The sequence below is a fragment of the Aquimarina discodermiae genome, assembly GCF_040786235.1.
GTDB lineage: Bacteria > Bacteroidota > Bacteroidia > Flavobacteriales > Flavobacteriaceae > Aquimarina.
Window position 1 is genome coordinate 21,310 of the sequence record NZ_JBFMKP010000022.1, and the last position, 17,637, is coordinate 38,946.

Below are 17,637 nucleotides of genomic sequence, written 5' to 3' on the forward strand. Positions count from 1 at the left end.
ATGTTCCTTTAAAATCAACAGGTAGAGACATTGATTGGTGAGTAGGTTAACAATTTTTTTGACAGATAATTAGATGGAAATAACTATTGGTGTTAGGTTTTGAAGTAGGGGCAATTGGAATGGCCATTAGTTCATTTTAGAAAAATTTAAAATAGTGATTTTTAGATGTTAATTCTTAATAAAAGTGTGTGTTTGTAATTTTTTAGGAAGTTTTTTTTGATGTAAATAAGGTAAAGTGTTTCTTTGTTGTGAGAAATTATGTACAAATACAAATAGGTATTGGTAAATGAAGCGAAGGAAGATAGTTGAAAGTTTTATGTTAAAAAAATTAGTTAAAACGTATACATGTTAATGTAATATTAGTTTATCTTGCGGCGATATTTTTAACCCAAAAGCGTTGTGTACGCTGAGATTAATGAGGTTGTTTGGATAAAATTTATTTGTATTAGAAGTAGAAGAATGAGGATGTTTTTTAAAAAGTAATTTCAAGAAATTAGAGTAAAATATAAGATATCAATAAAATTAACGTTTATAAACAATCAATAATGATAAAATAAGATAATGCTTATTCTTAAGATAACTAAATAACTATATATTTGTCCAACTCAATTTTTAAATGATATGAAAAGAATATTGACCCTTAGTCTTGTATGTGCGATGTTGACATGCAAAATACAGGCTCAGGAAACTAACAGAGCAATTACAACCGCAGTACCGTTTCTATTAATAGCAGCAGATGCTAGAGCAGCAGGTCTTGCGGATCAGGGAGTTGCTACTTCTCCAGATGCTTTTTCTCAACAATGGAACCCCGCAAAATATGCGTTTATAAAAAATAAGCAAGGGGTTGGGGTGAATTATACTCCTTATCTTAGCAATCTGGTAAATGATATATTTTTGGGAAATGTAAGTTATTATAATCGTATAAATGATCGTAGTGCCGTTGCAGCAAGTTTCAAATATTTTAGTTTAGGAGAAATAGAGTTTAGAGAAAATGCTGCTGATGCAGGGTTGATTCAACAGCCAAATGAATTAACTTTTGATTTAACTTATGCGTTGCAATTAAGTGAAAGAACTTCGATGTCTGTAACAGGACGTTATTTGCGTTCTGATCTTAAATTGCAAACTACCGGAAACGATGACGCAACTGCTGGATCTGGTTTTGGAGTAGATATCGCTGGTTTTTATAGAAGTGATGAAATAGCTTTTAGTTCATTTAATGGTAGAGTTAGAGCTGGAGCTGCAATTTCTAATATTGGTCCAAAAATAACATATGGAGATAGTGGTCAGGAAAACTTTATTCCAACTAATTTTAGATTAGGAGGTGCGTTTGACTTTATTCTTAATGAAGAAAATCGCATTACACCTTCTATTGAAATTAGTAAATTGTTAGTGCCAACCCCATTAGATACTTCTTTAGATAGAAATGGTGATAATGTTGTAGATGATTTAGATGTAGATATCGCTAATCAAAAATACAATGATATAAATCCTATTGGAGCTATTTTCTCTTCTTGGGGAGATGCGCCAGATGGGTTTAGCGAAGAGTTACAAGAAATGACATGGTCTTTGGGAGCAGAATATATGTATCAGGATGTATTTGCTTTTAGAGCAGGTTATTTTAATGAAAGTGAAGAAAAAGGAGCTCGTAAGTTTTTATCTTTAGGAGCAGGATTCAAATATAATATTGTTAATCTTGATATCTCATACTTATTCTCTACTTCTGCAGTAAGAAGCCCGCTAGAAGGAACACTTCGTTTTGGACTGTCTTTCAATTTTGGAGACGAATATTATGACTAAATAAAATATACTAGGTGTAATAAAAATATACCTAAACGTAAAAAGCACTTAATTCTGTAAAAGGTTAAGTGCTTTTTGCATTTTTAACTATTTCGGAATGCAGATTTATCTAAATGTATAACAGGCCTATTGTAGAGGAGATATTCATATGAAATAAGGAATTGATTACTTAAATTTATGTTAGAAGAAGTGATGAAAACAGATAGTTTTATTGGTATTAGTTAGTTTTGTGGATGTTTTATTTCTAATTTAAAGAAAACGGTAAGTGAAAAAAGTAGAAATTACCTCGGTTTTAGAAGTGTATGATTCTTGTGATGAATTAGAAGGAAATGTCCAGCAACTCATGAAAGAAGCAACTTTGATTAGGGATAAAGCATATGCTCCCTATTCTAGTTTTTTGGTAGGAGCCGCTCTTTTATTAGAAAATGGTGAAGTTGTTTTAGGTAATAATCAAGAAAACGCTTGTTATCCTTCGGGATTATGTGCAGAAAGAACGGCGATATATGCAGCGGGTGCCAATTTTCCCAAAGTAGCTATTGTCGCAATGGCAATAACTGCTAAATCGTTACATAATGTGTTATTGACCCCGGTGCCTCCTTGTGGAGCTTGCAGGCAATCTATAGCAGAGTATGAATTAAGACAAAAAAGGCCAATAGCTATTTATTTTATGGGTGAAAAAGGAAAGGTTGTTAAATCTTCATCGCTAGAAAATATTCTTCCTTTTACTTTTGATAATTCATATTTGTAATATTTATAGTCAATCTCCTTTTTCCTTAATTTCTAATATGCTATTTTTGCTTTTCGTTCTTTAAGAATGGAAAAATGGAATTAAATGAAAGTTAGTTGTAAACTAGCTTTTTACTCATACATCAGTACAATTATAAATGAAAAAGATAACCAAAGATGTTTACCTAAATTGGTACGAAGAAATGCTTTTCTGGAGAAAATTCGAGGATAAGCTAGCTCAAGTTTATATTCAGCAAAAAGTAAGAGGTTTTTTACACTTGTATAATGGTCAGGAAGCAATTTTGGCAGGAGCATTGCATGCCATGGATCTTACCAAAGATAAGATGATAACCGCATATCGTAATCATGTACAGCCTATTGGTATGGGAGTAGATCCTAAAAGAGTGATGGCAGAACTTTATGGTAAAGGGACTGGTACTTCTCAAGGTTTAGGAGGTTCGATGCATATTTTTTCTAAAGAACACAGGTTTTATGGAGGTCATGGTATTGTAGGTGGACAAATCCCGTTGGGAGCTGGTCTTGCATTTGCAGATAAATATAAGAAGAATGGTGCTGTTACTTTGACGTTTTTTGGTGATGGAGCTGCTCGTCAGGGGTCGTTACATGAAACGTTTAATTTGGCTATGCTTTGGAATCTACCTGTAGTATTTTGTGTAGAGAATAACGGATATGCCATGGGTACCTCTGTAGAACGAACGGCAAATCACACAGATATCTGGAAACTAGGACAAGGGTATGAAATGCCTTCGGGACCTGTAGATGCAATGAATCCAATCAAAGTTGCAGAGGCTATGGATGAAGCTATTACACGTGCAAGAACAGGTGGTGGACCAACATTTTTAGAATTAAAAACATACCGATATAGAGGACATTCTATGAGTGATGCTCAAAAATATCGTACCAAAGAAGAAGTAGCAGAATATCAAAAAATAGATCCGATAACTCAGGTTTTGGATATTATTAAAGAGAAAGAATATGCTACCGAGAAAGAAATTGAAATAATAGACAAAAGAGTGAAAGATAGGGTGGCAGAATGTCAAAAATTTGCCGAAGAATCCCCATTTCCTGAAAAGAATGTAATGTACGATGTCGTATACGATCAGGAAGATTACCCATTTTTATCACACAAACTTTAATAAATTATGGCTACAGTTATTAATATGCCGCGATTGAGCGATACCATGGAAGAAGGCGTGGTTGCAAAATGGCTTGTTAAAAAAGGAGATAAGGTAAGTGAAGGAGATATTCTTGCCGAAATAGAAACTGATAAAGCTACAATGGAGTTTGAATCTTTTTATGAAGGGATATTACTTCATGTAGGGATTCAAGAAGGAGAAACAGCTCCAGTAGATCAACTACTTGCTATTATAGGAGAAGAAGGAGAAGATATTTCTGGATTATTAAACGGAAATTCAACTTCGGGCGAAGAACCATCTAAAGAAGAAAATAAGGAAGAAGAACTTGCCATTTCTGAAGAAGCAGTAGTAACTCCAGAAGGAGTAGAAGTGATTACGATGCCGAGGCTGAGTGATACTATGGAAGAAGGAACCGTGGCAACATGGCTTAAAAAAGTAGGAGACGCTGTAGAAGAAGGGGATATCCTTGCCGAAATAGAGACCGATAAGGCAACAATGGAGTTTGAGTCTTTTTATAATGGAACCTTGTTGCATATTGGAATTGAAGAAGGACAAACTGCTCCTGTAGATGCTTTGTTGGCAATAATTGGCCCGGCGGGAACGGATGTTTCGAACCTAAAAGGTGGAGTGCCTGCAAAGGCTGAGACAAAATCAGTAGCTTCTCCTGTAAAAGAAGAGAAGCAAGCTGTAACCGAAGTAGCATCTGGTAATAGTGAAGCCAAGGGAGGTAGAATATTTGCCTCTCCATTAGCAAAGAAAATTGCAGCAGATAAAGGGATAGATCTTGCTCAGGTAAAAGGTACTGGTGAAAATGGACGTATTATAAAAAAAGATATAGAATCGTTTACACCATCGGCTGCTGTTAGTACTTCTGCACCAGCCAAAGAAAGTGCGCAAGTAGCATCTCCGGCAGTTCAAAGTTTCGCTCCGGCAGGAGAAGAAAGTTTTGAAGAGGTGAAGAATTCGCAAATGCGTAAAGCCATCGCAAAAAGCTTGTCTGCATCAAAATTCACAGCACCTCATTATTATTTGACTATTGAGGTGGATATGGAGAATGCAATGACTTCAAGAAAAAATATTAATGCTATACCAGATACCAAAGTATCCTTTAATGATATGGTGGTTAAGGCATGTGCAATGGCGTTACGTAAACATCCGCAGGTAAATACGCAATGGACAGATACAGAAATCAGATATGCTAAGCATATTAGTGTTGGGGTTGCGGTTGCAGTGCCTGATGGATTGGTAGTGCCTGTATTGCCCTTTACAGATCAAATGTCATTAACTCAAATAGGTGCAAAAGTTAAGGATTTGGCAGGAAGAGCACGTAATAAGAAATTGACACCGCAAGAAATGAGTGGTAGTACATTTACCGTATCTAACTTAGGTATGTTTGGTATTCAAGAATTTACTTCTATTATCAATCAGCCAAATTCAGCTATTTTATCTGTAGGGGCTATTGTAGAGAAACCAGTAGTTAAAAACGGTCAAATTGTAGTAGGTAACACTATGAAAGTTACTTTAGCATGTGATCATAGAACAGTGGATGGAGCAACTGGAGCACAGTTTTTGCAAACATTACAACAATATCTGGAAAACCCGGTTACAATGCTAGCCTAATCTAGAATTACGATAATATTTATAAAAATCCTGTTTCTTACGAAGCAGGATTTTTTATCTTTAGCAAAAACACATTTCTTATGAAACGAGCCATGATAAATTTTTAATAGGTGTTAAAAATGATTATTTGGTGAGTTATATGTTCGTACTGAGCCACGTCGAAGTACAACATTTAAAACAATAGTATAGACATATGAAAAAGAATATTTTTATCAGTATCGTAATTTTGGCTTTGTTCATTAATTGTAAGCAAAGAACAACTGCACAGCTTGTAACTAATAAAGAAAGTGATAAAGCAGAAAAAATTACAGCTTCAGAAGTAGATGGTGTTATCAGTTTTCTGGCAAGTGACGATTTAGGTGGAAGAGATACAGGAAGTGAAGGGTTGGAGAAAGCAGCAGAATTTATAGAAAAGGAGTTTAAGGAATATGGAATTGCTCCTTATTTTGATTCTTATAGAGATTCTTTTGAGGCAAAAGGAGTAAAAACGTTTAATGTAGTTGGTTTTTTGAAGGGTACAGATGTTGTTTTGCAAAAAGAGCTCGTGATTATAGGAGCTCATTTTGATCATATAGGAAAAGGTGAAGAAGTAGACGGAGATTCTATCGCAAATGGTGCAAACGATAATGCAGCCGGTAGTACGGCCGTAATCTTACTGGCCAAACAATTAGCCAAGCTAAAAAATAATAAACGTAGCGTTCTTTTCGTGTTATTTGGAGCAGAAGAAAAAGGATTATTAGGATCAAAGCATTTGGCAAAGGTGTTAAAAGATAAAGAAGTTAATCTGTATGCCATGGTAAATTTTGAAATGATCGGGGTGCCCTTAAATGATAAATCATATAAGGCATATCTTACCGGTTTTGAAAAATCGAATATGGCAAAGAAAATAAATGAATATGTAGGGGCAGAGTTAATAGGTTATTTGCCAAAAGCAAAAGAGTATCAGCTTTTTATGAGAAGTGATAATTATCCCTTTTTCCAACAATTTAATGTGCCATGTCAGACCATATCAACATTCGATTTCACAAATTATAAGTATTACCATCATGTAGATGATGAAGTTTCTGAAATGAATTTTGAATTTATGGCAGAATTGATAAATGGATGCACTCCTGCAATCACTAAAATGTTAAACACTCCAACCAAAGAAATCAAATTAAATTGATTTTTTTAAACCAATTGGTTAATAGTCTATGAAAAATATTATTATAACAGGGGCAAGCAGAGGTATAGGATATGAGATGGCAAAGTTGTTTGCAGATGACGGTCATCAAGTATTAGCATTATCCAGAAATGAAACTCCTATCAAAGCACTTCAGCATGAAAATATTCATACTTTTTCATTTGACATTTGTGATGTAGACAGTTTGAAAAAGATGATAGACTATATCTCAACTGCCTGGAAGAAAGTAGATATTTTAATTAATAATGCCGGACGGTTACTAAATAAACCTTTTTCAGAAATAACAACTACCGATTTTGAAGAAGTATATAAGGTGAATGTTTTTGGTGTAGCAGAAATTACACGGTTGGTTTTACCTTTTATGTCATCAGGAAGTCATGTGGTTACGGTAAGTAGCATGGGTGGGATTCAAGGTAGTATGAAGTTTCCTGGATTGGCTGCATATAGTTCTAGTAAAGGTGCCGTGATTACCTTAAGTGAGTTATTGGCAGAGGAGTATAAAGAAAGTGGTATCGCTTTTAATGTTTTGGCATTGGGGGCGGTACAGACAGAAATGTTAGAAGAGGCATTTCCTGGGTATCAAGCACCATTAAACGCGATAGAAATGGCAACATACATCAAGGACTTTTCTCTTACACAACATAAATTTTATAACGGGAAAGTGCTTCAGGTATCTAGTAGTACACCATAAATGTTTACCATAGTTTTATATGGTTATATAGGTGTTGTAAAGTGTGTTCTATAAATTGAAATATACATTTTACACCATTTATGTAACAATGGTATTGATGTTATTTTCGAGATTGATTTAGTAAGTAAACACAATGAAGGATTGTTTTATTTTAAATTTATATACCTATAAAATTGATCAACTGTAAGAAACCTTTTAAATTCTTCATTTTGAAAATAAATGATATTGCTTAAGCTTTTTGTTTTTTCTTTTTTTGGTAAACCTGATTGTAAAACTTTATCTGCCTGAATAGAGTATTTTAGAATTGCTTTTTTTACTTGATAACTCGCATGATTATTAAGATTAAGTTCTCTTTGTAGAAAAGACACCCTTTGGTCGGCAAGTTTTTCTAAGCTTTTGCTTTTAGATTTTTGTTTCTTTAGAACTATTTTTAATTCTTTTTTAGAATAGTGATTTTGAGGCTCTGATTGTGCGATACAAAAAGTATGTAAAAGCAGCATGGTCAGTATCATAATTGTCTTCATAGTATCGATAAATTATATTTTTGTTAAAATACGGACTAACAAAAATATAAATAACTGTTAATCAGTCGTTTGTTTGGCTTAAATATTCGATGAAGTTGATGATCTATTCGTTGAAAAGCCTATTTTTGATGGTTTTTTTATTGTTTTTTTGCGGTAAAACCTTGGTTTTTATTGTTTTTTGCAAGCTTTCTGAGGAGATTAATCAGTTCGGGGAGTAACTTTATGCTAGGATTTTAAAAAGGTGTTTTTTAAATATTTCAATGATTAATTAGAAACTATCATTTAGTATAATACACTTAATTTTGTATTTTGCAATCGTGAAAGAAATACTCGCCAAATACATTCCTGAAAGAGCAGTAGAACAAGCATTTGGTCTCATTATAAAATGCAATGTACACCTAAAAATTGTTAATGAACGAGTAACGCGTCATGGAGATTATCGAAAAATGCCTGATGGACGACATCAGATTACTGTAAATGCATCGCTCAATAAATATCGTTTTTTGATTACTTTGATACATGAAATTGCACATCTGGTAGCTTTTGAAAAGTACGGCCGTTTTATAAAACCTCATGGAGTGGAGTGGAAAAGTACCTTTCAGAAATTGATGTTACCGTACATAAATCCTGAAGTTTTTCCTTCGAAAGTGTTGCCAGTAGTAGCACATCATTTTAAAAATCCAAGAGCGAGTAGTGATACCGATGAAAAACTGTCATTAGCACTTAAACAATATGACCCTGCTAATGATAAAAATTATATATTTGAGATACCCTTAGGAAGTGTTTTTCGGTTATATAATGGAAAAATTTTTAAAAAAGGTAATAAGAGAGTAAAGCGCTATGAGTGTGTAGAATTACATTCTGGTAAAGTTTATCTTTTTAACCCCAATGCCGAAGTCGAATTATTAAATTAGAAATAAAAAAATAGTGAAAAGAATATTCTTTTTCTTAGCAATATTAACGATTCTGTCTTGCAAAAAAGTTGATGAAAATAATAATGATGTACAAGCGCATGAAAATACCTTCGATAATGAAGAGGATCAAAATAATATAAGTGAAGAAGAAGATGATACTGTTGTGGTTGATGAATTTATTGAAACTGAAATACGTCAAATAACAGGAATTGCTTTAAAAGAAGAAGCATATGATGAACCTATAATACTTGGAAACCCTAATGTAAAGTCTTACCAAGTTACTGCGACTCCCAACCCTGTAAATGATTTTGTTAGCATTCGCTCTGTTTTTATAGGAAATTATCCACAAATCAGTGATGTTTGGGTTATAAAGGCAGAACTTAAAAAAGTGTCTCAAGATATTGACTTTGAAAAAGAACTAGAAGACACAAACTTTGAAATAAAAAATTTGGATGCTATTGCAGAATTGAAAATTTCTGATTTGAATAAGGATAAAGTGTTGATTGATTTAACAGATTTTGATCCTGGATATTATAAGGTATTTGCTCTAATGGATGGAGAACAGTATTGGGATAATATTTTTATTCAAGATGGGAATACATCAATTAACGACTTAGAGTCTTTTTGGAAATAAACATTATGAACAAAAATTATTATGCCATACTCATGGCCGGAGGTGTAGGATCTAGATTCTGGCCTGTTAGTACTACAGAGTTTCCCAAACAATTTCATGATATGTTAGGAACTGGAGAAACATTGATTCAGCGTACGTTTTCGAGGTTGGCAAAAATTGTCCCCAAAGAAAATATTCTCATTCTTACTAATGAGCGATATAATGACTTGGTTTTAGAGCAATTACCAGAGACGACACAAAAACAGGTCGTGACCGAACCGGCAATGCGCAATACTGCGCCATGTATTCTTTATGCAGCCCTCAAAATACAGAAAGAGAATCCAGATGCTGTTATGGTCGTAGCGCCAAGTGACCATTGGATCGAGGATGAAGATGCTTTTATTACAAATCTAGAGCAAAGCTTTAAAGCGTGTTCAGAAAATGATATTTTAATGACTCTTGGAATCGAACCTACGTTTCCTAATACTGGGTATGGTTACATTCAATATGATAAAAAAGATTCTGGAGAAGGTAAAAAAGTAATTCAATTTACCGAAAAACCAAATTATAATAAGGCCAAGGAATTTCTAAAGGAAGGAAATTACTTATGGAATGCAGGGATATTTATTTGGAGTGTTCGAAGTATTGTAAGTGCGTTTTCAAAATTTCAGAAAGAAATGACTTCATTGTTCGAAAAAGGTTCGTTTGTCTATAATACAGAGCGGGAGAACGATTTTATTCAGATTAATTATCCATTGACAGAGAATATTTCTATCGATTATGCTATTTTAGAAAAAGCAAATAATGTTTATGTATTACCAGCTATTTTCGACTGGAATGACTTAGGAACCTGGGGATCATTGTATGATAAGTTGAATAAGACAGATGCTAATAATGCTATTGTAAATGCCAAGGTTATAGCAAATGAAGCATCTGGTAATATGATAAGAACTTCTAGGGATAAAGTAGTGGTCGTAGATGGATTGAAAGACTATATTGTTGTTGATAAAAATGAAGTGCTATTAATTTATCCAAAAGCCAAAGAGCAGGACATAAAACAAGTGCTTAAAAAGGTAAAAGAAACATACGGAGAACAATACGGATAACTATGTCAGAAAATACTCAAGGGTCTAACGAACCAACTCAGGACCAAAAAGTAGAGCAGCAAAAGGAAGCCATAAAACAAGATGCTAAAGGACTTTTTAAAAGTGCATCAAGATTTTTGAAAGAATTGCTCGATTTTAGAGAAGATACAGATCGAGAAAGTACGATCGAGTTGATTAAAGCAGATATTCCTTTTAAAGGAGCAACTGCTTGGATTTTGATCTGTTCTATTTTTATCGCATCGATTGGACTTAATGCGAATTCTATTCCTGTAGTTATTGGAGCCATGTTAATCTCTCCCCTAATGGGACCAATTCTGGGTATAGGTATGTCAATTGCTGTAAATGATATCGATACACTTAGAAAATCTCTCATTAATTTTGGTGTCATGGTATTGCTAAGTGTGTTTACTGCATGGTTATTCTTTCTTTTGTTTCCGCTTAAAGAAGAATCTTCAGAATTGTTGGCAAGAACCAAACCAGATATTCGGGACGTATTGATTGCATTTTTTGGAGGACTGGCATTGATTATTGCCAGAACTAAAAAAGGAACGATTGCCAGTGTGATTTTTGGGGTAGCGATTGCAACTGCTTTAATGCCTCCGTTGTGTACCGTTGGATTTGGATTAGCAATTTGGAACCCTGGATATGCTTTAGGAGCAATGTACCTTTTTATTATTAATACAATATTCATTGCTTTAGCAACCTTTTTGGTATTAAAATTACTTAAATTCCCAATGCTTCGTTATGCTAATTCTGCCAAACGTAAGCGCACGGCAAGATTGGCATCGTTTGTGGCTTTTATGGTAATGATACCTGCTGTTTATACCTTTTGGGTGACATTGAATGAAAGTAGGGCACAAGGAGATTACGAAAACTTTATGGCACAGGAAATAGAAGCTAATGAAAACCTGTATTTACGTAAAGATATCTATAGCTATGACAATAAGACGCTTAAGTTATTTTTTGATGGTGAAATTAGTGATGCTACAATAAGTGATTTGCAAAATGAAATTTTAAACTATCCAAAAATAAGTGATTTTCAACTGATGGTAAGGGGAAATAAATCAAGAGGTATTGATCAGGTTTCTAAGGCCTATGACCGTGCTATAGAAGAGTTGGATAGATTGCAAAACACCAATGAGGCTTTAAATACCCAGGTGACCGAGTTAAAATCAAAAATTGCAGAATTAGAAGAGCAAATCGAGAAGAATAATATGGTAGCATCTAGTGCATTTTCGTATAAAAACGTGGCTAAAGATGCAAAAATTCGCTTTCCAGATTTAGAAGCATTGGGTTATGGAAAAGTATTAAAATCTAATTTCCTAAAAGTGGATACCGTACAGGTTATTTTTCCGAAATGGAAGTTTAGAGTATCAGATAGCTTACACGGTCTTCGCGAGAGAGCTTTAAGAGAATGGATAACCAAGGAGATCAAAGCAGATACATTGCATGTAGAGTAGCAGGTCTTATAGAAATACATTAAAAGTCATAATTCATGAAACATAGTTTTGTGCCTTTTCCGACATTAGTTACGCAAAGGCTTCAGTTAAGAGAAACCATCGATGAGGATCATAAAGGAATTTTTTTCCTTAGATCTGATGTCGAGGTAAATAAATATATTGATCGACCTGTTCCTAAAAGTATGAAAGATGTCGAAGATTTTGTACAGATGATTAACAAGGGTACTGAGAATGGCGAGAATATCAATTGGACGATCACTTTAAAAGAAGAACCAACCAAAATGATAGGTTCGATTTGTTTGTGGAATTTTTCTGAAGATGGAAAAGTGGCAGAAGTAGGATATGTGTTGCACCCTACATTTCAAAATAGAGGAATCATGACAGAAGCCATGCAAAGTACAATAGAATATGGTTTCAAAAATCTAAAACTAGATAAAATTGAAGCCTATACTCATCGCGACAATGAAAGCTCTAAATACATGCTTCTCAAAAACGGATTTACTCTTGTAGAAAACAAAAAAGATAAAGATTTTCCCGATAATATTATTCTTGAAATACAAAATACAGCTATTTAGCCTGTAGCTATTTATAACGAGGGTAGTAAATTGAATGCTGATGAGATTACATTTTTTAAATAAAGACCATATTGACGAAATGGTTTCTTTGACTAAAGAGTTAAACCCAAATCTATCAATTGATATTCTAAAAGAAAGACATGAAAAAATGTTTAGTTTTCAGAATTACCAATGTTTTGGAATGTATGAAAATGAAAAGCTTATTGCATTATCGAGTGGTTGGATCACCGTGAAGCTCTATTCTGGAAAACAATTAGAAATAGACAATGTTATTGTAGACCCTTCTACCCAATCCAAGGGATACGGAAACATATTTATAGACCTTATTGAAGACTGGGCGCGTAAAGAAGATTGTGAAACCGTAGAACTAAATGCATATTCTGCAAACGGAAGAGCGCACAAGTTTTATTACAAGCGGGATTATCAAATTGTTGGGTTTCATTTTCAGAAAAAAATATGATAATACCAATTATGAGTTTAAAAAAGCTAAAAGACCGAAGTTGCTTTCTTTTATTATATACAACGCTGTGATTGTTTTTCATAGCAGCCTATGAAAAATATGAATAAGACTATTAAGTTCGTTTTAACTTATAATTGAAATAAGACCTTGATCGATCCAAAATAAGGGATCGTAGTATAAATACACACTTTTAACTAATTACTTAAGTCATTACCAATGAAAAAAATACTTTTTATCCTAAGTGTATTGTTATTTCAGATAACGAGCGCTCAAAATTGCGAAGCTATTTCTCCCTATCAACAAGGAATGCTGCTAGAATATACGGATTATAATAAAAAAGGAAAAGTTAAATCTATAGAAGAGTACACCATAGAATCTGTAAAAAATGAAGATGGAGCGTTAAAGATTAAAATCAAAACAGAAGTTAAAAAAGGTAAAAATTCTCAAGCAAGGTATCAAACACTTAAGTGTGTAGATGGTAATTTCTACATTGATATGTCTAATTATATGGCACATCAAAACCAGAATCAAAACAGTGGAACCGAGATTAAGGCAGTAGGGGACTTTTTAGAATTTCCGTCAGACCTAGCAGAAGGAACAATATTACCCGATGGAGCTATAGAAATACAGATGGGAAATAGCGAAGCCTCGTTGGCATTGGCAAATATGACCGTGTCTAATAGAAAAGTATTAGAAAACTCATCACTTACCACCAAAGCTGGTACGTTCGAAGGGTATAAAATAGCTTTTGATTACCTATTCACAATGGGATTTATAAAATTTAGAGGTTCGGGGGTAGAATGGTATGTAAAAGGCATTGGTATTGTAAAAACAGAAAGTTATAATAAGAAAGGGGCTCTGCGATGGACAAGAGAGTTGACAAAAATGAGTAAGTGATAAGATATCATTTGCAATGATGTTACAATTTTATCTTGTATGCCATAAAATTTTTACCGATGTACTTGTTTAACTGTTTAAGACTACTTGTTTATGTAATGATAGTTGTTTTTGTGTCATGTGCTCAAAGAGAAAAACTTTTTTCAGAAGAGGATTTAGAAGCACAACAAGCTTTTATTGATCTTATCGAAGTTACTCTTAATCGAGTAGATAAAACAGTTTTGATAGATTCGATAAAAACATTAAAACTTCCGGCCAAAGAAGTAACTATTAAGTCGTATGAGAAAGGAGGGTATGTAGAGAAACCTATAAAGCTTTCTGAAGAAGATCGTCGAATACATATGTATCATGATGTGATAGCTTTTATACATGTTAATAAAGGAGAATGTTTTTTAGCTTCTGCAGATATAAAATTTAGTTCGGATGATATTATATACAATATAAAACATTGTTTATAAGAGTTATATCCAAAAATGAAAGATGAATTCTGGAGCAAGCTTTCTAATCAATTTTCTTTTAGTGAGGTAGTAAATAGGTTGCTTGCATTATACGAAGCCGAAATGGGTATTGTCGAACTCTATACTGATAGTTATTACTTTGTTTTTTTTGAAAAAAGAAACAAAACCAAGGTCTATGCTATTTTTAAACGCTTAGGAATTCAGATAGGTGACCATGCTACCATATTTAAAGAGCATAAACCAGCTTGATACCTCGTGATTTTTTTTGTAATACCAAACAAAAAAAATATTATGTTAATTAAAAACAGAGTTTGTTTTGATATAATTTCTTTACAAAAAAAACTCTGCTATAAAAATTGTGAATTTAGGAACGTTTTTTAATTTAGTTGCAGACAGGATCATTGTTTCCTGCAAGTTCGTATGCCCAATCTATGATATATCTGTCAGTAAGGGTCCATCCTTTATTTCTAGAAGCCCATTGTGCTACTGAGATGTTTTGAGAGGGCCAATTTCCCCAAGGAAGAGCCGAGTTCATAACACTGCCCGCTGGATTGTTTTGATGCCATTGTTGACTTCCTGCGCAGGGTATTGCCACACCACCACCCTGATTAGGGTGTCTAAATCCTAAAGTATGTCCTATTTCATGAATAGTAAGTAATATTTTCCAAGAATTAAAAGTGTTTCTGAAACTAGATTCATTAAAAGATATTCTATTTCCAATATTACCATTTCCAGTAGGGAAAGTAGCAAATGCACCTGAGCCAGAATTATCAACTCGGGCATAGTCGGCGGCGTTAAGAAAAGAAATAGTTAAATCAATCCCATTTGCATTATTAGAAACACGAGTAAAATTAATATTTGGACTCATGTTTTCCCAAGCTTGTGCTGCCTGGTCTATAGCTGCAATATAATTAGCACTATTTACTCCTCTTACGGTGTAGTTGATATTTCTGCTGTTTGCTCTACTAACACGTCTATTGTGCCAATGAGCTTTTTCAATATTTTCATCAGAATTGGTGTCTGCGCTATACAAAATATCACCGTGAGCAATAGCATCAAGGGATTCTATGTAACGTACTTCGTTTGCATCCAAAGATAAATCGGTTAACAATTTTGAAAACTTTTCAGGAATTGTGCTAACTTCTTGTAAATCCTCATTCAGATCTAAACTCTCGTTTGAACATGAGGAGCAAATTAGCAAAGAAAAAATCAAAAGATTAGTGAAAAAAAACGCATTACGAACATTAAATGTTCTTTCTTTTTTTTGTTTCATAATGTTTGAGTTTGTGTTAAAAAATTTTTCGAATATACAAATCAACTTACAAAAAAAATGTTAATTATGGTTAAAACTATGTTTTAAGCGTAATTAAAGTATGGATTTATTGTGTTTTAAGCATGTTTTTAACACATGTTTTGTAAGGTGTGAATTTTTTGAAAAATGATTCAATACAAACCAGCATATCTAGTGTTACAGTCTTTTTTGCCTTTATGGATATAGTGTAAAAGAAACTAACTATATGCGAAAGTTTTATGCGTAAATCGTATTAGCATTCTTAAAGAAAGACATGAAAAAATGTTTAGTTTTTATAATTATAGATGTTTCGGAATTTTTGAAAGCAAAAAACTTGCAGCAATATCCAGTGGTTGAATAACTGTTAAGTTGTATTCTGGCAAACAATTAGAAGTAGATCCTTCTGCGTAACCCAAGGGATACTGAAATATTTTTTTAGACCTTATCGAAGACTGGGCGCATAAAGAAAATTGTGAAACAGTAGAGTTAAACGCATATTCGGCAAACCGAAGAGCGCACAAGTTTTATTTCAAGAGAGACCACCAAATTGTCGGGTTTCATTTTTTGAAAAAAATGAGATAAGATCTTAATCGATCCAAAATACGTGATCGTAGTATGAATACACACTTTTAACTAATTATTTAAGTCATCAACAATGAAAAAAAACTTTTTATCCTATAGCAATTCTTACCATATTTAAAGAGTATAAACCGGCTTGATATCCCATGTTTTTTTGTAATACCAAACCAAAAAAAATATTATGTTAAATAAAACAGAGTTTGTTTTGATATGACTTCTTTACAAAACAAACTCTGTTATAGAAATAGATAAATTTAAGGAGCGTTTTTTTAAGTTTAGTTGCAGGCGGGGTCGTTTTCTCCTGCTAGTTCATATGCCCAATCGATAACATACCTATCGGTAAGTGTCCATCCATTTGCTCCCTCTCTAAACTGTTGTATCGTAGTTGCTTCGTTAGGCCAGTTACAGCCATTAACTGTACTATTCATCAAAGATCCACAAGTATTGTTAGAATGCCATTCTCTTGTTCCTGCACATGGGATATTAGTACCCCCATTATATACTTGATTTGGGTGTGTAAAACCTAGAATATGCCCAACCTCATGAATTACCAAAAGGACTTTTATAACAAAAGGCAGGTTGAACCTTCTTAGTTCTATTTCTCTTATATAAATATTGCTTCCTGGACTGTTGTTTCTAGGAAATGTAGCATAAGCTCCACTACCTATAGCACTTGGGTTCGTGTTGTTAAACGTAGCTGTATTTTGTAAAGTAATAGTGAGATCAGTATCTGCATTTGCATCGTTAACCCTGGTAAAACCAATATTGGGGCTTATATCTTCCCATTCTTGCAAGGCGTGATCTATCAGGTCATCATGTGCGTCAACGTTTAGCCCAACTATTTTATAACTAATGTTTTGTGAGTTTTCCCAACTTACTCTACGGTTGGCCCAGTGTTCTTTTGTGGTATCTTTTGATATTGATGCATCGGCATGATACAAAATATCTCCATGTGCGATTACATCAAGGGATTCGATATAGTGAACACTATTTTGATCCAATGACAAATTGTTTAGCAACTTGTAGAATTTTTTTGGGATTATAGTTACTTCTTCCGAAGTTTCAACTTGTTCTATGTCTTCTTTGGTACATGAAGAGGTGAAGTACATTAGTGACGAACAAAGTAAAACTTTTGCAAAAAAGATTCCCTTACAAGCATTATATGCTCTTTTGTTTTTTGTTTCCATACAATTGAGTTTGTGTTAAAAAAATTTTTCAAATATATAAAAGCCTATTTACTTAAAGTGTTTAATTGTAGGAAGTGAATGATTTATTGTGTAAACGGTATGTTTGAGTGTGTAAACGGTATGTTTTGATGTATAAAATACATTTTAATATATTTATTAAAGCTGTTTTGTAAGATTTTTGTAGTGTTTTATTGATAAAAATATGTTGATAAAATGAAATAATGGTTGCTTTATCGCTTTTGAGTGTTTATTGATTGTAATTCCTACATTGTGATTATAGGACAATTGTTTTTAATCCATATGGTGGGATTTAATTCTCCTATCCTTACCCCGAAATACTAAAAGAGGTTTTTTTTGAATAATTATTTATGATATGGAGATGATTATTCAATTTTACAA

18 protein-coding genes are annotated in these 17,637 nt (G+C 33.4%); 15 read left to right on the forward strand and 3 right to left on the reverse strand.

Annotation, left to right across the window (positions count from 1 at the left end; genetic code table 11):
- Nucleotides 1-621 precede the first annotated feature (621 nt).
- The 6 genes from porV (at nt 622) to ABW636_RS14900 (ending at nt 7,174) form a co-directional block, all read left to right on the forward strand.
- The gene (gene porV / locus ABW636_RS14875) at nt 622-1,797 is read left to right on the forward strand and encodes a type IX secretion system outer membrane channel protein PorV (RefSeq protein ID WP_367590857.1); all 1,176 of its coding nucleotides are present in this window, start codon (nt 622-624) and stop codon (nt 1,795-1,797) included.
- 265 nt (nt 1,798-2,062) lie between these two features.
- A complete protein-coding gene (locus ABW636_RS14880; RefSeq protein ID WP_367590858.1) occupies nt 2,063-2,545 on the forward strand; it encodes a cytidine deaminase in 483 nt (160 codons plus the stop codon).
- A 136-nt stretch (nt 2,546-2,681) separates the two neighbouring features.
- Nucleotides 2,682-3,680, forward strand: a complete 999-nt coding sequence (pdhA, locus tag ABW636_RS14885) for a pyruvate dehydrogenase (acetyl-transferring) E1 component subunit alpha (protein WP_367590859.1) — start codon at nt 2,682-2,684, stop codon at nt 3,678-3,680.
- Nucleotides 3,681-3,686: 6 nt separating this feature from the next.
- Nucleotides 3,687-5,300 (forward strand): pyruvate dehydrogenase complex dihydrolipoamide acetyltransferase, encoded by a 1,614-nt coding sequence (locus ABW636_RS14890; RefSeq protein WP_367590860.1) that lies wholly within the window; start codon nt 3,687-3,689, stop codon nt 5,298-5,300.
- Nucleotides 5,301-5,493: 193 nt separating this feature from the next.
- The gene (locus ABW636_RS14895) at nt 5,494-6,465 is read left to right on the forward strand and encodes a M20/M25/M40 family metallo-hydrolase (RefSeq protein WP_367590861.1); all 972 of its coding nucleotides are present in this window, start codon (nt 5,494-5,496) and stop codon (nt 6,463-6,465) included.
- 28 nt (nt 6,466-6,493) lie between these two features.
- On the forward strand, nt 6,494-7,174 hold the full coding sequence (locus tag ABW636_RS14900) for an SDR family NAD(P)-dependent oxidoreductase (RefSeq protein WP_367590862.1): 681 nt from the start codon (nt 6,494-6,496) through the stop codon (nt 7,172-7,174).
- A gap of 146 nt (nt 7,175-7,320) precedes the next feature.
- On the opposite strand, the gene ABW636_RS14905 is transcribed toward ABW636_RS14900, so the two are convergent.
- Nucleotides 7,321-7,698, reverse strand: a complete 378-nt coding sequence (locus ABW636_RS14905; protein ID WP_367590863.1) for a hypothetical protein — start codon at nt 7,696-7,698, stop codon at nt 7,321-7,323.
- Between the two features lie 317 nt (nt 7,699-8,015).
- Here ABW636_RS14905 and ABW636_RS14910 point away from each other — a divergent pair, with 317 nt between their 5' ends.
- From ABW636_RS14910 to ABW636_RS14950, 9 genes are all read left to right on the forward strand, one after another.
- On the forward strand, nt 8,016-8,612 hold the full coding sequence (locus ABW636_RS14910) for a SprT-like domain-containing protein (protein ID WP_367590864.1): 597 nt from the start codon (nt 8,016-8,018) through the stop codon (nt 8,610-8,612).
- Between the two features lie 13 nt (nt 8,613-8,625).
- Complete coding sequence (locus ABW636_RS14915; RefSeq protein WP_367590865.1) at nt 8,626-9,246, forward strand: hypothetical protein; 621 nt, start codon at nt 8,626-8,628, stop codon at nt 9,244-9,246.
- A gap of 5 nt (nt 9,247-9,251) precedes the next feature.
- Entirely contained in the window at nt 9,252-10,331 is a 1,080-nt protein-coding gene (locus ABW636_RS14920; protein ID WP_367590866.1) for a mannose-1-phosphate guanylyltransferase, read from the forward strand.
- A gap of 2 nt (nt 10,332-10,333) precedes the next feature.
- Nucleotides 10,334-11,791 carry a DUF389 domain-containing protein gene (locus ABW636_RS14925; RefSeq protein WP_367590867.1) on the forward strand — a complete coding sequence of 486 codons (1,458 nt, stop codon included), beginning with the start codon at nt 10,334-10,336 and terminating at the stop codon, nt 11,789-11,791.
- A 35-nt stretch (nt 11,792-11,826) separates the two neighbouring features.
- Nucleotides 11,827-12,366, forward strand: coding sequence for a GNAT family N-acetyltransferase (locus ABW636_RS14930; protein ID WP_367590868.1), 540 nt, complete (start codon nt 11,827-11,829; stop codon nt 12,364-12,366).
- 40 nt (nt 12,367-12,406) lie between these two features.
- A complete protein-coding gene (locus tag ABW636_RS14935) occupies nt 12,407-12,826 on the forward strand; it encodes a GNAT family N-acetyltransferase (protein ID WP_367590869.1) in 420 nt (139 codons plus the stop codon).
- 216 nt (nt 12,827-13,042) lie between these two features.
- Nucleotides 13,043-13,723, forward strand: coding sequence for a TapB family protein (locus ABW636_RS14940; protein ID WP_367590870.1), 681 nt, complete (start codon nt 13,043-13,045; stop codon nt 13,721-13,723).
- Nucleotides 13,724-13,821: 98 nt separating this feature from the next.
- Nucleotides 13,822-14,181: a hypothetical protein gene (locus tag ABW636_RS14945; protein ID WP_367590871.1), complete on the forward strand. Its 360-nt coding sequence runs from the start codon at nt 13,822-13,824 to the stop codon at nt 14,179-14,181.
- Nucleotides 14,182-14,196: 15 nt separating this feature from the next.
- Complete coding sequence (locus ABW636_RS14950; protein WP_367590872.1) at nt 14,197-14,430, forward strand: hypothetical protein; 234 nt, start codon at nt 14,197-14,199, stop codon at nt 14,428-14,430.
- Nucleotides 14,431-14,563: 133 nt separating this feature from the next.
- On the opposite strand, the gene ABW636_RS14955 is transcribed toward ABW636_RS14950, so the two are convergent.
- The gene (locus tag ABW636_RS14955; protein ID WP_367590873.1) at nt 14,564-15,454 is read right to left on the reverse strand and encodes a M57 family metalloprotease; all 891 of its coding nucleotides are present in this window, start codon (nt 15,452-15,454) and stop codon (nt 14,564-14,566) included.
- Nucleotides 15,455-16,326: 872 nt separating this feature from the next.
- A complete protein-coding gene (locus ABW636_RS14960) occupies nt 16,327-17,238 on the reverse strand; it encodes a M57 family metalloprotease (protein ID WP_367590874.1) in 912 nt (303 codons plus the stop codon).
- Nucleotides 17,239-17,637 lie beyond the last annotated feature (399 nt).

What these genes read in the sequence shown, in the direction of transcription:
- porV (WP_367590857.1), top strand. Translation starts at nt 622, where the DNA reads ATGAAAAGAATATTGACCCTTAGTCTTGTATGTGCGATGTTGACATGC.
- pdhA (WP_367590859.1), top strand. Translation starts at nt 2,682, where the DNA reads ATGAAAAAGATAACCAAAGATGTTTACCTAAATTGGTACGAAGAAATG.
- ABW636_RS14890 (WP_367590860.1), top strand. Translation starts at nt 3,687, where the DNA reads ATGGCTACAGTTATTAATATGCCGCGATTGAGCGATACCATGGAAGAA.
- ABW636_RS14895 (WP_367590861.1), top strand. Translation starts at nt 5,494, where the DNA reads ATGAAAAAGAATATTTTTATCAGTATCGTAATTTTGGCTTTGTTCATT.
- ABW636_RS14900 (WP_367590862.1), top strand. Translation starts at nt 6,494, where the DNA reads ATGAAAAATATTATTATAACAGGGGCAAGCAGAGGTATAGGATATGAG.
- ABW636_RS14905 (WP_367590863.1), bottom strand. Translation starts at nt 7,698, where the DNA reads ATGAAGACAATTATGATACTGACCATGCTGCTTTTACATACTTTTTGT.
- ABW636_RS14920 (WP_367590866.1), top strand. Translation starts at nt 9,252, where the DNA reads ATGAACAAAAATTATTATGCCATACTCATGGCCGGAGGTGTAGGATCT.
- ABW636_RS14925 (WP_367590867.1), top strand. Translation starts at nt 10,334, where the DNA reads ATGTCAGAAAATACTCAAGGGTCTAACGAACCAACTCAGGACCAAAAA.
- ABW636_RS14930 (WP_367590868.1), top strand. Translation starts at nt 11,827, where the DNA reads ATGAAACATAGTTTTGTGCCTTTTCCGACATTAGTTACGCAAAGGCTT.
- ABW636_RS14935 (WP_367590869.1), top strand. Translation starts at nt 12,407, where the DNA reads ATGAGATTACATTTTTTAAATAAAGACCATATTGACGAAATGGTTTCT.
- ABW636_RS14940 (WP_367590870.1), top strand. Translation starts at nt 13,043, where the DNA reads ATGAAAAAAATACTTTTTATCCTAAGTGTATTGTTATTTCAGATAACG.
- ABW636_RS14945 (WP_367590871.1), top strand. Translation starts at nt 13,822, where the DNA reads ATGATAGTTGTTTTTGTGTCATGTGCTCAAAGAGAAAAACTTTTTTCA.
- ABW636_RS14950 (WP_367590872.1), top strand. Translation starts at nt 14,197, where the DNA reads ATGAAAGATGAATTCTGGAGCAAGCTTTCTAATCAATTTTCTTTTAGT.
- ABW636_RS14955 (WP_367590873.1), bottom strand. Translation starts at nt 15,454, where the DNA reads ATGAAACAAAAAAAAGAAAGAACATTTAATGTTCGTAATGCGTTTTTT.
- ABW636_RS14960 (WP_367590874.1), bottom strand. Translation starts at nt 17,238, where the DNA reads ATGGAAACAAAAAACAAAAGAGCATATAATGCTTGTAAGGGAATCTTT.